Source organism: Chryseobacterium sp. CP-77, assembly GCF_036362765.1.
Taxonomy (GTDB): domain Bacteria; phylum Bacteroidota; class Bacteroidia; order Flavobacteriales; family Weeksellaceae; genus Chryseobacterium; species Chryseobacterium cupriresistens.
The window spans coordinates 1,133,467-1,148,974 of sequence record NZ_CP143637.1 but is presented as its reverse complement, the minus strand read 5'-3'; the positions used below and the strand labels follow the sequence as shown (position 1 = coordinate 1,148,974).

Annotated in this window: 16 protein-coding genes; 6 read left to right on the top strand and 10 right to left on the bottom strand. The window is 36.5% G+C overall.

All coding sequences use genetic code 11. From position 1 onward, the window contains the following. The first annotated feature begins 14 nt into the window (after positions 1–14). A complete protein-coding gene (locus V0410_RS05085) occupies positions 15–524 on the top strand; it encodes a hypothetical protein (protein ID WP_330746574.1) in 510 nt (169 codons plus the stop codon). 2 nt (positions 525–526) lie between these two features. Here V0410_RS05085 and V0410_RS05080 read toward each other — a convergent pair whose 3' ends face one another. From V0410_RS05080 to V0410_RS05070, 3 genes are all read right to left on the bottom strand, one after another. Next, positions 527–2,089, bottom strand: a complete 1,563-nt coding sequence (locus V0410_RS05080; RefSeq protein ID WP_330746573.1) for a hypothetical protein — start codon at positions 2,087–2,089, stop codon at positions 527–529. 273 nt (positions 2,090–2,362) lie between these two features. Then, positions 2,363–3,409, bottom strand: a complete 1,047-nt coding sequence (locus V0410_RS05075) for an HlyD family secretion protein (protein ID WP_330746572.1) — start codon at positions 3,407–3,409, stop codon at positions 2,363–2,365. 5 nt (positions 3,410–3,414) lie between these two features. After that, positions 3,415–4,749, bottom strand: coding sequence for a TolC family protein (locus tag V0410_RS05070; RefSeq protein ID WP_330746571.1), 1,335 nt, complete (start codon positions 4,747–4,749; stop codon positions 3,415–3,417). 136 nt (positions 4,750–4,885) lie between these two features. On the opposite strand from V0410_RS05070, the gene V0410_RS05065 reads away from it, so the two are divergent. Further along, entirely contained in the window at positions 4,886–5,692 is an 807-nt protein-coding gene (locus tag V0410_RS05065; protein WP_330746570.1) for an AraC family transcriptional regulator, read from the top strand. 271 nt (positions 5,693–5,963) lie between these two features. Here V0410_RS05065 and rplI read toward each other — a convergent pair whose 3' ends face one another. The 7 genes from rplI to V0410_RS05030 form a co-directional block, all read right to left on the bottom strand. Beyond that, a complete protein-coding gene (rplI, locus tag V0410_RS05060) occupies positions 5,964–6,461 on the bottom strand; it encodes a 50S ribosomal protein L9 (protein ID WP_047429787.1) in 498 nt (165 codons plus the stop codon). A gap of 108 nt (positions 6,462–6,569) precedes the next feature. Further along, positions 6,570–6,872 carry a 30S ribosomal protein S18 gene (gene rpsR / locus V0410_RS05055; RefSeq protein ID WP_002979091.1) on the bottom strand — a complete coding sequence of 101 codons (303 nt, stop codon included), beginning with the start codon at positions 6,870–6,872 and terminating at the stop codon, positions 6,570–6,572. Positions 6,873–6,904: 32 nt separating this feature from the next. Further along, a complete protein-coding gene (gene rpsF, locus V0410_RS05050) occupies positions 6,905–7,246 on the bottom strand; it encodes a 30S ribosomal protein S6 (RefSeq protein WP_034695444.1) in 342 nt (113 codons plus the stop codon). A gap of 113 nt (positions 7,247–7,359) precedes the next feature. Then, entirely contained in the window at positions 7,360–8,733 is a 1,374-nt protein-coding gene (locus tag V0410_RS05045) for a chloride channel protein (protein WP_330746569.1), read from the bottom strand. Between the two features lie 41 nt (positions 8,734–8,774). Then, positions 8,775–9,410: a hypothetical protein gene (locus tag V0410_RS05040; protein ID WP_330746568.1), complete on the bottom strand. Its 636-nt coding sequence runs from the start codon at positions 9,408–9,410 to the stop codon at positions 8,775–8,777. Between the two features lie 263 nt (positions 9,411–9,673). Beyond that, a complete protein-coding gene (locus tag V0410_RS05035; protein WP_330746567.1) occupies positions 9,674–10,981 on the bottom strand; it encodes a dihydrolipoamide acetyltransferase family protein in 1,308 nt (435 codons plus the stop codon). A gap of 63 nt (positions 10,982–11,044) precedes the next feature. After that, positions 11,045–11,872 (bottom strand): SAM hydrolase/SAM-dependent halogenase family protein, encoded by an 828-nt coding sequence (locus tag V0410_RS05030; RefSeq protein ID WP_062675025.1) that lies wholly within the window; start codon positions 11,870–11,872, stop codon positions 11,045–11,047. Between the two features lie 133 nt (positions 11,873–12,005). Here V0410_RS05030 and V0410_RS05025 point away from each other — a divergent pair, with 133 nt between their 5' ends. The 4 genes from V0410_RS05025 (at position 12,006) to V0410_RS05010 (ending at position 15,498) form a co-directional block, all read left to right on the top strand. Further along, positions 12,006–12,965: a PhoH family protein gene (locus tag V0410_RS05025; protein ID WP_002979097.1), complete on the top strand. Its 960-nt coding sequence runs from the start codon at positions 12,006–12,008 to the stop codon at positions 12,963–12,965. Between the two features lie 118 nt (positions 12,966–13,083). Beyond that, the gene (locus tag V0410_RS05020; RefSeq protein ID WP_330746566.1) at positions 13,084–13,749 is read left to right on the top strand and encodes a porin family protein; all 666 of its coding nucleotides are present in this window, start codon (positions 13,084–13,086) and stop codon (positions 13,747–13,749) included. A 132-nt stretch (positions 13,750–13,881) separates the two neighbouring features. Beyond that, on the top strand, positions 13,882–14,379 hold the full coding sequence (locus V0410_RS05015; RefSeq protein WP_330746565.1) for a hypothetical protein: 498 nt from the start codon (positions 13,882–13,884) through the stop codon (positions 14,377–14,379). A gap of 462 nt (positions 14,380–14,841) precedes the next feature. Next, positions 14,842–15,498 carry an outer membrane protein gene (locus V0410_RS05010; RefSeq protein ID WP_114821338.1) on the top strand — a complete coding sequence of 219 codons (657 nt, stop codon included), beginning with the start codon at positions 14,842–14,844 and terminating at the stop codon, positions 15,496–15,498. The last annotated feature ends 10 nt before the right edge of the window (positions 15,499–15,508 follow it).

Below are 15,508 nucleotides of genomic sequence, written 5' to 3'. Positions count from 1 at the left end.
AAAACTGAATCGTTATGAAAAAAATAGCCTTAATCATTATAATAACAGCTTCCGGAATTTTGAATGCACAGGTTGCTTTAGGGAAAACTGTTTTAGAATCGGCTTCATCATCTATTGAATTCGGGAGTGAGAACCGCGGGATTGTTCTTCCCTGGGTAACTAATACCTCGGGCATTCAGAATCCTGAGAATGGTACTCTGGTTTTTGATACTTCGGATATGAAGGTGAAAGTGTATCAGAATACCCTTTGGAAAGATCTTTCCGTAGATACAACAGGTACTGCGGATACAAGTCTGCAGGATAGTCTGGCAGATCAGCCTGATGCAAAAGTTTCCGTAGGCACACCATCTTCCGTTTCAGGAATTCTTGTGCTTGAAGACAGTAATAAAGCCATGATTTTACCGAAAGTAGCTTCTCCTCATCTCAATATTATTTCTCCTGCAGCCGGCATGATGGTTTATGATACCCAGAAAAAGCAATTAGCAGTTTTCAACGGAACTGTGTGGTCTTTTTGGGGCGAGTAATTCTACATAATATTTCGTACTGCTATTTTTACAGGATGATACAACAGCAGCCCAATTGCAGTAATAAGAGCCAGCCAGAACAGACCCGTGAAAATTTCCATATTGGAAAGTAGAATTGACTGAGCGGTTATTTTAGCTTTAAAAGCACCGGCTGTCATGGATAAAGAATCGTTAACCGGTAGTTTGGAAATATTGGCTCCAAAGATTTGATTCCACTGATTATAGAAGACAGGATTCGTATCTGTGAGATTAGCGCTAAGACTGTCGGAATGTTTTAATGTTAAAAATAACATCAGATTTTGCATCAAAGCATAACCGATAGCGGTTGTCCAGAAACGGGTGGTGGTTCCCAGCGCGGTAGCATTGGATACATATTCTTCCGGTGTTCCTGAAATTAAAAAGAAAACAAGCGGCGTAAATAACAATCCCTGAGCAGCTCCCTGCAGAAATAAGGGCGGACAGATGGTAGAAAGGGTAGTGTCAGGATAAAAAGTATAGGTAAACCATGCACAGTCAATGGCCAGTAAAAGAAATCCTGTAAAGAAAACAATCCTTGAGGAAATTCCCCGAACCAGACAGATTCCTGACAACAAAATACCCAAAAGAGTTCCTGCCACATTCCAGTACTGGATGTTCACAATATAATCCCAGGGCCATTTCCATACGGTAGCCATGATGCTGTAGACATTATTCAACCCGGAACGGATCAGATAAAAAATGAAAAACAGGATCATTCCCGCAATGACATTTTTGGAACTGAAAACTTCGAAATGGAACAACGGTCTCTTGGAATTTCTTTGTTTCAACATAAATAACCCTCCGGAAAGAAGAAATATAAACAGACACATGATAATGGTATCAGATTGGAACCACATCAGTCTTTTTCCATAAATAATGGCATAGCCGCCAGCCTGCAGGCATACCCAAAGCAAAAACCAGCTTGTAATATCCAATTGGTACAAAGGTTTTTTAGGAAAGAATCTGTTTCTGTTGAACAGAGCAATACCGATGATCAGTACAAACACATGGAAGTAGACCATCATCAGAACCATATGTTGGAAATCATAATCTTCAATACTTGACTTTAACAGGGAAGTCGTAATAGTTCCTCCGGTCAGCATAATCGTATACATAAAAAGATATGCTAAGACTTTGGCGTGCTTTGTTTTTAATTCTGCAATAATTAAAGGCAGGAAAATAGCACCTTCCAGCAAACCGAAAATTCCTTCCAAAAACCGGATGACCAATATGACATGATAATCATTGGTGACTGATAAAACATAAAGAATAATCACCGAAATCGAGGCCATCAGCAAAACATAGTATTTCACGCTGAAATATGCCATAAATCTCTGTAATACTAAAAGGGTAACCACAAATGTCCCGTACATCAAAATCATTAAATACTGGATGTCATCTGAATCGACATCCATAAAAGAAGATGTGAAGGCGCTGTTCGAATGTAAAAGCGACAACAACATCAGGTGGGGAAACAATGCCAGTATAAGAAGTGGCAGTTTCAGCCATTGTGGTACCCATTTATGATAAACTGAATTGTGTTGCATAATTTTTATGGTGGATAAAAAGCAAAAAATCGTTTTTCTGCTGTTTAATCTGAATGAAAAACGCGAAAAGACAAAGGGCAAAAGGGTGTAAAAGTAAAAGGTAAAACGGCCAATATGCTTAAAGAAAAAATTGGCAGATTTGCTATTTTGCGGTTTGCCTTTTCGCTAAAAAAATAATTTAATTTGAAAATTTGAAAATGAGAGAATTTGAAAATGGTAATAACACCTGATATTTTTATACTCTATAACCCTAAAATGCTCCCACTCTCAAACTTAAATCTTCTTCGCACTCACCAGAACATTCATTCCGGAAAGCAGCTTTTCATTGTTTTTGTTATTATCAAGGATAATTTTTACAGGAAATCTTTGTTCTATTTTTACAAAATTTCCGGTGGCATTATCCGGTTTTACCAAGGAAAACTGGGAACCTGAAGCAGGGGAAACGGAAATTATTTTTCCTTTAAACTCAACATCGGGATAAGCATCCGCAGTAATAATTACTTCCTTGCTCTGATCAATCTGCCCAAGCTGTGTTTCTTTGTAATTGGCTATGATCCATTTCTCTTTGCTGACCATCTGTACCAAGGCCTGACCTTCTTTAATCAACTGCCCCTCCTGAATGGTCTTCTTTCCGACCCATCCGTCATAAGGAGCCGTAATTACAGTATAAGAAAGATAAAGCTTCGCATTGTTAAGACTGGCAGAACTCTGCTGGATCTGGCTTTTTACGGGAGCCACTTTGGTTTGTTGTTCGTTCGCTCCTGCTTTTACGGCATTTTTCTGCTGTTCCAATGCCAAAAGATTGGCTTTTGACTGTTCATAAGAAGCTTTTACATTCTCAAATTCCTGTTCGGTAGCAGCATCTTCTGCCAAAAGGTTTTTATATCTTTTAAAATCCTGCTCCGTTCTCCAGATATCAATTTTTGCAGAGGCAATTTTAGCATCAATAATCTTTGTATCACTTTCTTTGGTGCTGACACCGCTTTCAATAGTGCTGATGGTTGCTGTATTGGCATGAAGATTCGCTTCAGCCATGTGTACCTGATTCACAAACTCTCTGTTGTCGATGACAATTAAAGTGTCGCCTTTATGTACAAACTGATTTTCGCTAAACCGTATCGTTTTGATGAAACCTGATACCTTACTGGATACAGGTGTGATATATTGCTCAATCTGTGCATCATTCGTTGTCACATTCTTTCTCGAAAAAAGATAAAAACTTATCATTCCCGTGATTCCGCTGATGATCAGAATCCAGGCCAGTAAAGTAATGGACTTGTTGATTCTTTTTTCCTTTTGTGTCAATTGTTTCTGTGCCATAGTTTTTATAAGTTTCCAATCGTATATTGGAGTTGGTAATATTTAAGTTGTCTGTTGATTTTAACGGAAATAAGATTAGATTCAGCTTCCAGATAAGCATTGTCTGCATCTATCAGTTCAGTGATGAGACTTAGTTTATTGGCATATTTTGTTCTTACAATGCGGTAGTTTTCTTTAGCCTGATTAATCGCTTCTTCAGCAATTTTTACCTTCTGGTCTGTCTCTTCAAACTTTTTATAAGCCTCATAAACATTGTGTCTTACATTTTCCTCGTTTTCTTCAATCTGAAGTTTGGCAAGATCAATATTTTCCCGTGCTTCCTGCATTCTGTATTTATTTTTGTACAGATTTTCGATAGGATAGGTAAGGTTTACACCTACCATTCCCAAACGATACGCATAAGGTTCCGGAGGGAAAAACATCATGTTCGGATACTTTAGAAAATATTCTCCGCCAGCCGTAATTTTGGGTAAATAATTCGCTTTGGTGATCTTTTGATCCAGTTCCTTAAGAGAAAGATTTTTATGGGTGATTTCAACAGATTCATTTTTGTTTAAAGCTGTTTCTGTAAGCTCATCAACATAGGGAATGGCAGCATTGTCTGAAATAAGATCTTCTGTATTGACATGCATTTCCTGATTTTCCGGAAGCGAAAGAATTGTTTTCAGTTTGTGCTCTGCAATCTGAATATCGTTATCCAGTTCCGTCCAGCTCATTTTATGATTGGAAAGCTGTAAAGAAGTTCTTAAGACTTCATTGACCGTTACAACACCATTAGCTTTCAATGCTTTTACCTGCCTGATGTTGACGGAATCTTCCTTCATTTTATCATTAATAAGGCTCTGCTGCTCTTTTAAATGATGAATCTGTAGAAAAGCCGTAATGATGGACATTTTAAGCTGTCTTTCGTCCAGATGAGTTTTTAAAGCTGAAATTTCAGTATCTATAGCCGCTTTCTTTTCCGTATTTTTAATTTTTCCTCCCATGTACACCGGAATGGAAGCGGATAATGTAAAATCATACATTCCATTAATCACATCGTACTTGGTCGCTTTATTAAATACGCCATTCTGATGCTGGAACAGGTTGGTTACCTGATTGTAGCTTGTATGGAATTCAATGTCCGGAAGTTTTTCCATTTTGAGATCTTTCTCTTTGGTAACGGACATTTCCTGTTTCAGATGACTGATCTGTATGTTTTTATTATTTTTCAAACCAATTTCTACAGCTTGCTGTAAGCCGAGATGCTGGTAATCGATCATCTGTGAATGTAAAAAACTGCTCAATAATAAGCACAACGCAATGCACATATACCGGCATGCGTTAAATATGATATTCATAAATTAATTAAAGGATTTTTGCTAAAATGATTTTGATGCAGCAAAGTTACGATGAGATGCTGCAGACCCTATTTGTGAAAACAGAAAAATATTTGCTCATTTACGCCAATTTAAAAATTCTTCTTACCTTTAGAGTATGAACGACAGCCATTTTAAAGCGGTAGAAGAAGATGATGCCGAATTTTACATCTATCATGTTCTCACAGGAAATGTTACCACAGAGATTCATTATCACAGTTCTGCACAATTAGTCTATGCAGAAGGCGGTATTGTACATGTTTTCACGGATCAGAAACACTGGTATCTTCCTGCCAGATGCTTTATGTGGATTCCTGCCGGTACACCGCATTATATTTTTTCAACCAGCCCCAAGGTCGATTTATATAACTTTTATTTTAAGAAAGAAGAAAATGAAAGTGGCTTTTTTGATGAAATCAATATTTATTCTGTCAATAATCTTCTTCGTGAGATGATTTTCTATACTAAAGACTGGGATGGAAAAATCACAAAAAATGATACCTCAAAATATTATTTTCTCAAAGCTCTTAAAGGAGTTTTACAGGAAAAGAAACATAAACATCTGGCATTTCCGATACAGCACCCTTTTCCAAAAGATGAAACATTGCTGAAGATTGCAAGATATATTCATGCTAACCTTGAGAAACCCCTCACGATTGAATCTACGGCAAAAGAATTCGGAATGAGTACAAGAACCCTTTCAAGGAAATTTAAAGAGATTCTGGGCATGAATTACGTTCGCTTTCTGAGAGCGTTGCGAATTACCCGTTCCCTTGAACTGATGCTGGAAGGAAAGTACAATATGTATGAGATTGCCATGATGGTAGGGTACAACAGCCTCTCGTCTTTCAGTAATATCTTCAAAAAGGTAATCGGAATGGCGCCTACGGAGTATCAGCATAAATTGAGAGGGGATAAGTTGTGAGTGGGAGTGTTTGAGTGTTTGAGTGTTTGAGGGTTACGGGGTGCGTGTTACGAGGTAACGGGTTTTATAGTGCGGGATAAACTTTCTTGCCTGTTCTTACAGGTAAGGTTGCGAAAAAGTTAATTTAACGAGTAATAGCTGTTAAGATTTCCTACATTCCCCTTCCTGTGAACGGGTGGATTTTTGCAAAGCAAAAAGACGGGGTAGTTCAATAAAAAACCACCTCAATAAATTGAAGTGGTCTGTATTGTGAGAAATTCTCAGTTGCTTATTAAGCTTCTTCAGTTTTAGCTTCTTCTTTTTTAGGAGCTGCTTCCACTGGAGCATCAGATACGATATCAAACTCGTAGTTGTACTCAACATTTCTGTGAAGTCTGATAAGAGCTGCGAATTTACCAGTTCTTTTGATCGTGTTACCAGGAATTTTGATGTATTTTTTCTCTACAGAAACACCAGCTTTTTCTAAAGCAGCAGATAGATCAGCATTGTTGATAGATCCGAATAATTTGTCACCAGCACCTACTTTTGCAGGAATCGTGATAGAAGTTTTCTTCAATTGCTCAACTACAGCGTTAGCAGCAGCGATTAATTTAGCTTCTTCTTCTTTTCTAGCTTCTAATGTAGCTTCTAAAGCAGCTTTGTTTTTAGGTGTAGCTAAAAGAGCAATTCCTTGAGGAATTAAGAAGTTTCTAGCATAACCTGGCTTTACGTTTACTGTATCAAACTCAAGTCCTAAGTTTTCTACGTCTTTTTTTAGGATAATTTCCATTGTTGTTGTCCTTTTTTAGATTTTAGGTGTATCTAAAATCAAGTTAGAATTAATGATGTATTCAGCAACAAAAGAAGAGGAAAAGCCTCTTCTCTTATTTATTTTGTCTTATTTCAATAAGTCAGCTACGTATGGTAGTAAAGCAAGGTGTCTTGCTCTTTTGATAGCAGCAGAAACTTTTCTTTGGTATTTTAAAGAAGTTCCAGTGTATCTTCTTGGTAAAATTTTACCTTGCTCGTTTACAAATTGTAATAAGAAATCAGCATCTTTGTAATCAACGTGCTTAATTCCGTATTTTTTGAATCTACAATATTTCTTTTCAGATTTTGTATTGATATCAAGCGGAGTAAGGAATTTTACTTCTGATTCTCCTCCTGCTGAGGCTTGTTTAGCCATTTCATCTATTGCCATGTCTTGTCTTTTTTAAAAAATAGGGTTAATAATTAAGCTTTAGCTGCTTTTACTTTAGCTCTTCTTGTTACAGCGTACTCTACAGCGTGCTTGTCAAGTTTTGTAGTAAGGTAACGGATTACTCTTTCGTCACGCTTAAATGCTAATTCTAAATCAGCAACTACAGTACCTTCTCCTTTAAATTCGATTAAAGTATAGAACCCATTCTTTTTCAATTGAATCGGGTAAGCTAATTTTTTTAATCCCCAGTTTTCTTTAGCAACGATTTCGCAGTTCTTTTCTTTGATTAGATCTACATACTTGTTCACTGCTTCCTCTACCTGTGCCTCAGATAGAACGGGAGTTAAAATGAAAACAGTTTCGTAATTGTTCATAATGTTAAAAAATTTGTTAATTATTTCGAGGTGCAAAAGTAGAAAATATATTTCTTATATGCAAGAGGATGGGTGAAATAGTTAGCGTTTCCTTAGAATGTCTATTCATCTTTTTATAGATTTCTGGATTCAGTTTCATCATTGGATCTGATTTCCGTCAGAAAATTCACCTTCAAAACATCATATAAAGAATGTCTGCTTACCAGGATGGAAGCAATAGAAGAAACCATTCCGGCAAGCATAAGGTGGAATATCAATGAATGTCTGTCTGTCATTTCCAGCACAATAATCGCTGAAGTAAACGGGGCTCTTGTAATTCCGGTAAGGAAAGCAACCATTCCGCCCAGAATCACCACATTGGTTTCGTTGGGTGTTAAATGAATAATTCCTGAAATAACAGAACCTATACTTGCTCCCGCAGTAAGAGCCGGAGCAAAAATTCCGCCTGCACCTCCGGAAGTAAAGGAAAGGGCAGGACCCAGCATTCTCAGAATGGGAACATACCAGTCTTCATGTTTATCTTTAGTAAAAAGGACACGCTCCATAATTTCTTTTCCTGATCCCAGAACTTCTCTGTTGATGAAATAAGCGATGGAAGCAATAATTAAGGCACAAATGATCAGAAAGACCACGTTGGCTTTATCTGTTTTCAGTTTTTTCTTTTTCCAGCTATTGATTTTAAGCATGGTAACAGAGAGTTGGCTAGCCAGAATGCCGGCAGTGGCAGCTACCAGTATAATAGGAAACATAACCATTAAAGAAACATCATTGGTTTTAGGATAGCCGAGATATAAATAAGATCCCGCTAATGTTTGTGCCGTAAGACCTGCAATGATTACTGCTGTAAATAAGGCTGTTTTAAAGTAATTGATATGGGTTTTTGACAGCTCTTCCACAGCGAAAACAATTCCTCCCAACGGAGTATTGAATGCTGCTGCAAGTCCTGCTGCCGCTCCCGTCATAATCATATTTTTTTTGGAAATCTTTGGCCACCATTCGGGAAGGTATTCATTCACTTTTCTGAAAACTGAACCTGCAATCTGAATCGTTGGTCCTTCACGTCCAACAGCACCTCCTCCGATTACAAGAATGACGGAAGAAAGTATTTTGAAAAAAATGATTTTAATACTTAAAAGATTCCGGATTTTCCTATGTTCTTTCGGATTGGCCAGTTCTACAGCCGCCATCACTTGAGGAATCCCGCTTCCTTTGGCATTCGGCGCAAATTCTTTTACCAGCCACCAGGAAAGTACAAATCCAACAGGTGCAATAATAAAGATCATCCATGCATGCCAGTTGAAAATGAAATTCATGAGATGTTCACCCCATGCAAATACCTGTGCGTACATGACAGCAAAAAAGCCTGTTATGACAGATCCTATCCAAAAAGGAATGGCCTGAAGCAGATTATGCTTAAGCTGTTCATTCCGGATATTGTCGAAGGAATTTTTGAGAGATCTTTTTATGAGGGCGAAAATTTTCAGCATCTGCAGGTTTTGAGGGATGAAATTACGGTAAATTTTGGAAATTATATTTCGTTTAAAAACTTTGAGGTGATTTCAGCATTTTCAACCGTAAGCATATCAGGTATACCAAAACTTAAAATACTGTTTCTGACTTCAAGCTTAAAGCCTTCATCAGAGAAGCTTTTTATTGTTTCTTTTCTTTTTTGGGTCAAAAAGCTCATGGTTTTAAACGAATCACTTCCCACGACATAAAAATCTTTAAAGTCAGGATCTTTAAAATTAATGGAGAAACTGTTGAAGATTCCTGCAATCTTATCCATTAGCTTCTTTTTATTAATGGAAATATACCCAAAATCTTCTTCAATTTTTTTTAATCCCCAAAGCTGGATAGTGTCATATTTACGATCTAAACGTCCGCCTTTGGAATTTATTCCCACTTTACTGACGATAAAAAGATAGAAAGAGTTATTGCTGTTATTCATATCCTTCACCAGGTAACAGATGCGTGGAATAAATAACGGATACATATCAAAAGAACTAAACTGTTCATATGGGGACTCTTTGACATCAATGACAGTAATATCATACGATAGAGAAAGCAGATCATAGATTTCAGTAATGAGTTTTTCATCCTGTTCTGTGAAATCAAAAAACCTTGTGACATCATATTTCCTGTAATCCGGATCCATTTTTCTCAATAATATTTTGTTTAAAAATAATGCTAATCGATCTAATTTCCAAAAAAGTTAGTACAGTATATAAATATTTTAAATAATTACTGATTTGATAGATAATTATTGGTTTTGTTGAATATTTGATATTTATTCAATGGAATGTTTAGTGTTTTAGGATGTTGTTAAGCTTAAGTAGTAAAAAAACAAAAAACCTCCGATTTAATCGAAGGTTTTCATTTTATATGATCAACAATAAGCAAAATTACTTATTACTGATTATTTATTACTTATATTTCTGTGTTCAGATCCCAGTTTTCAAGGTAGTCGTGAACGTGCTTCAGCATCATTCCTCCCAGAGAACCGTCTACCACTCTGTGGTCATAAGAGTGAGACATGAACATTAAGTTTCTGATCGCGATTACGTCACCATCAGCTGTTTCAAGAACTGCAGGCTTCTTAACGATTGCTCCGATGGCTAAAATAGCTACCTGAGGCTGAGGGATGATCGGTGTTCCCATAAGGTTTCCGAAACTTCCTACGTTAGAAATTGTATACGTTGCCCCTTGAGTATCTTCTGGTCTCAATTTCTTGTTTCTTGCTCTGTAAGCTAAGTCATTGATTGCTTTTGCAAGCCCTGAAAGAGATAACTGATCCGCATTTTTGATCACAGGAACGATAAGGTTTCCGTCCGGAAGGGCAGTAGCCATACCGATGTTGATGTTTTTCTTTTTGATGATGTTTTCACCATTGACAGAAACATTGATCATTGGGAAATCCTGGATTGCCTTCACTACCGCTTTTACGAAAATAGGCATGAAAGTCAGTTTTTCACCTTCACGTTTTTCGAATACAGCTTTGTTTTTATTTCTCCATTTTACAACGTTGGTAACGTCTGTTTCAATGAAAGAAGTAACGTGTGGAGCAATTTGTTTTGCTTTCACCATGTTTTCAGCGATGATCTTTCTCATTCTGTCCATTGGAATGATCTCATCACCTGCACTTACCGGAATAGTAGCTGCCGGAGCTGATACTGCCGGTTGTGGAGCAGAAGCTGTCTGTACCGGAGCGGCCTGCTGAGCTGGCTGGCTTCCTCTGTTGGCAACATAAGCTAATATATCTTCTTTGGTAATTCTTCCTTCCAAACCGCTTCCTTTGATAGATTTCAGTTCAGTTTCAGAAATTTTTTCCTGTTGTGCGATAGATTTTACAAGTGGAGACAGATAAAGATCTCCTGAGAATTCTACGTTTGAAGCAGCTACTGTTTGCAATGGCTCTTCAATCGCTTTTAAAGTTTCAGCATCCGGAGCAGCTGCAGGAGTTTCAGTTTTTACTTCTTCTGAAGCAGAGCCTTCTCCTTCAATTTCTAAAATAGCAATGGCTTCACCTACTTTTGCAACTTCATCTTTTTGCTTTAAAATTTTCACAATTTTCCCCGAAACTGGTGTCGGTACGTCTGAATCTACTTTATCTGTTGCAATTTCTACTACGGAGTCATCCTCCTTTACGTTATCACCTTCATTGAATAACCAAGTGATAATTGTCGCTTCCATAACCCCTTCTCCCATGGAAGGAAGCAATAATTTGTATTCTGCCATTTTTGATTTTTAGATTTTGACAAATATATAAAAAAAATCGGTTTTTTTAAGAAATATATAATCTTAGCTGAATTCGATATAAATATTTTCTCCCACATTCAGTCCAAACAGGCTTTTAGCGCCGTTTTTCTTGCTTCCTTTGTAGATGGTAAGCTCCAATAACTGACTATCATTGAAGATGGCCGCAGACTGTCCGTGAAATTCGGTCTCCCTTTTCCAGTCTGAAACAACTTCCGTGTGGCTGGAAAATATTCTTGAAAGGCTTAAATTTCTGAATTTTATGGTAAAACTGTTGTAACCTTTACTGATGTTCTCAAAAAAATCTTTATTGATATTTGATATTATATTTCCGAAATTATCAATATAAGTCACTTCGCCAATAATCATCCCTTCCGATTCATTATAAACCGCCCGCGGGAACATCAGCTGTTTTGCTGTGCTGATTTTTCTTCCTATAACTTCAGGAAGTCCGCCATTGGCAAGATGTACTGCTGCAGGAACAAAAATGTCTGTAGAAGTGAAGTTGATAACGTCATCAAAACGGTTATTCAGCGTAAGCTCGTAGATGGCTTCCGGTTTTATATCAAAAAATATAAGGCTCAAAAGGCCGTTGTCTGCCGCCAGGAAGTAAGATCCGTCTGCTTTATAGAGGATGTTCTTTCTTGATTTGCTGTAAAAACTGTCTACAGAAAGAATGTGAATGCTTCCTTTGGGAAAATATTTATAAGCATTTCTTACAATATATGAAGTCTGTATAAGATTGAATGCCTGGATTTCGTGGGTGATATCAATAATATTAACCTCAGGGTTTAGAGACAGAATTTTGCCTTTCACAGCGGCAACTCTGTAATCTAAATTTCCGAAATCCGAAGTAAGGGTAATAATTGACATGAGCAATTTATAGAATAGTGTAGTATTGCAAAGTTATTTAAAATAAAAAGAAAGCCCGAAAGATTGTTGAAAAGAATTTGATATAAATTTGAAAAAAAGCTTTAATTTTAAAATCTAAAAATAAAAATACTGCATGTTTGAATTAACATATGATTTGGAAGATATCGACGCGAAAATCTTCTATGGAGTTAATAACCAATATTTCAACTTAATAAAATCAAGCTTTCCAACCATAAAAATTACAGGAAGAGATCATTTTATCTTTGCCATGGGAAATCAGGAAGCTTTAGACATACTGAAGCAAAAACTTGACGATATTGTCAGTTTTATCTCCAAAAACAATTCAATAGGACTGAAAGATGTTGAAAATATATTGAATATTAAAGACGAAAACGAAAAACAATTGGTATTCGATCAGGATATTATCGTAAAAGGAGTCAACGGCAAAGTAATTAAGGCTAAAACGACCAATCTTAAAAAACTGGTAAAGGAAACAGAAAAAAAGGATATGGTTTTTGCCATCGGCCCGGCAGGTACAGGAAAAACATATACCAGTGTGGCATTGGCAGCGAGGGCTTTAAGAGATAAAGAAGTGAAAAGAATTATTCTTACCAGACCGGCCGTAGAAGCAGGAGAAAGCCTTGGATTCCTTCCTGGTGACCTTAAAGAAAAGCTGGATCCGTATTTACAGCCTTTGTACGATGCACTTCGTGATATGATTCCCCATGAGAAACTGGAAGGTTTCATGGAGAAGAAAGTGATTGAAGTAGCACCATTGGCTTTCATGAGAGGACGTACTTTGGATGATGCTTTTGTGATTCTGGATGAAGCACAGAATACCACTCATGCCCAGATGAAAATGTTCCTTACCAGAATGGGAATGAATGCCAAGTTCATTATCACGGGAGATCCAAGTCAGATTGACCTTCCGAAAAATCAACAGTCCGGACTAAAAGAGGCTATGAGAATTTTAAATGGAGTAAAAGAAATAGGGTTTGTACACCTTACAGAAGAAGATGTGGTAAGGCACCCGGTGGTAAGAAAGATTATCCTTGCCTATAACGACGAAGAGAAAAGATTAAGGAACGACTAGTAAAAATGAGTAAAAGTTTCTATTAACCTTTTATTAACCTTAAATAAGTTGGTTAAAATTTGTTAATTTGAAAAAAATAGTTAGCTTTGCACACCTTAAATGTAAAAACTAACTAAACATGAAAAAACTTTTACTTGTTGCAGCAGTCGCTGCTATGGGAATTTGTGCCAACGCACAGGAATTTCGATTTGGTCCAAAAGCCGGATACTCTTACTCTACAGTTAAATTGAAAGGTGACAATCAGTCTGAAACTTCAGATCCTTTACATACATTTTATATCGGTGGTATCGCTGAATATAAACTGAGTGATAAATTTGCCCTACAGGGAGAACTGTTATATTCTCCGCTTGGAGGAAAGGTAAATTTGGCTGAAGCTGATCCGGAAGATCCGACCACCTTTTTAAATGTAAAAGCAAAGCAGACTTATCATACTTTATTAGTTCCTATTTCTGCCAAGTATTTTATTACTGAAGGATTATCAGTTTCTGCAGGGGCCAGCTTCGGAGTGATCCTTTCTGCAAAGCAAAAGCTTACTGCTGATTTTGGATTCGGAATTCCTGGATTCGAGATTGATGCTAATGACGAAAGAGATATTAAAGATCAAATGAATACTTTGAATATTGCTCCATTCCTTGGTGCTGAATATGCATTGGAAAACGGATTGTTCTTTGATGCGAGATACAACCTTGGAGTTTCTAACCTTGCGAAACACGCTGAAGGGAATGAAAAGTTAACCAACAGCTTCGTACAGGTAGGCGTAGGTTTCAAATTCGGAGGAAACTAATTCTGAAAATTTAATTTTAAATGATCATAAAAGCAGGGCAAAATTTGTCCTGCTTTTTCTGTTATAAGGCAATTTTATTCTAATGATGAAAATAATTAGTATTTTTGCAGGGTAAAATTTAAACTTAAAAAAATGAAAAAACTATTATTACTAGGTGCTTTTGCACTTTTAGGAGGTGTTGCTCAGGCACAGGAAGGTTTCAAATTGGGTGGACATATTGGGGTGCCTGTATCTGATGCAAGTGATGTATCTTCATTTACATTAGGAGTGGATGCTGCTTATATGTGGAATATTGCCAAAGGTTTCGACCTTGGGGTAACAACAGGATATTCTCATTTCTTTGGAAAAGATAACTTTGATGATTTCGGATTTATTCCTGTAGCTGTTTCAGGGAAATATAAGTTTAAAGGCGCTCCTATTTTTGTAGGATTAGACCTTGGATATGGTATTTCTACAAAAGATGGGGTAGATGGAGGTTTCTATGCACAACCTAAATTTGGATACCAGATGTCTAAAGGAGAGTTGTATATCGGATATCAGTCTATCAGCAACACACGTGATTATGGTTGGTACAAACATAATTGGAACGTAGGAGCTGTAAACTTAGGATTTAATTTCTTTTTGAAATAAGAAAAAGCAATTGCATATGAGAACTCCGGCCGAAGGCCGGAGTTTTTTGATTATTTAGATAAAGACTTTATCGATTTTTCTCTCAGTAATTTCTTATAAAGAGGATTTTGAACGGATTGGAAAAAAGAAAAAACAACCTCAAATAATAAACGTTTGTTTAAGTTTTAAGAGTTAATGGCTTTGAAATAAGCATTTTAAGTTAATAGGCTTTAGCATTTCACCTGAATTTATGGGCTTTTGGTAAAAAATACAAAATTTAAAAAACTAAATATATTCAGCTCTTGTTGAAAAAAAGTGATTTTTTTATTCATAAAATTGTGAAAAACTTAATAACATCTCTTAACTAGGATTTATTTTTATAAAACCCTATATTTTAGTAATGATATTAATCACATTAACAAATTTTAATATTACTGGGGACCACTGTAAATTTGCCCTCAGAAAGTATTAAAATTTTTTACAATGAAAAAAATATTATTAGCGGGTGCTGTTGCACTTTTTGGTTTATCAAACGCTCAGATTGCTAAAGGAACTACATATTTATCAGGATCTGTTGGTTATTCTCAAGTAGAAACGAACAACGGTAACCTTAAAACTGAAAACTTCAACGTATTACCTACAGTTGGATATTTCGTTAACACTAACTTAGCAATCGGATTAGGTGTAGGATACCAAACTGAAAAAACTACAGCTACTACGACTACTACCATCGGAAACGCTACAACTGTAAGCGAAAATGTAGTTAAGCAACCAGCTTTCGTTGTTGCTCCATTCGTAAGAAAATACTGGACTTTGTCTGACAAGTTGTATATCTTCGGACAATTAGCAGTTCCAATGCAGTTCGGAAAAACTGAAACTGAAACTAGCTCTGTAACTACAGCTGGAAACACTACAATTTCTAACTCTACTTCTACTGAAGCTAAATACACTCAAATCGGTGTAACTGTTAAGCCAGGTTTAGATTATTTCTTAAACAAAAACTGGTCTATCGAAGCTACTATCGGTGAGTTCGGTTATAACAACTACAAGCCAAAAGATGGTGATGCTACAAACAACTACAACTTCGGATTGAATTTATCTTCTGTAACTTTCGGAGTTAAATATGTATTTGCAAAATAATAAACAAAGC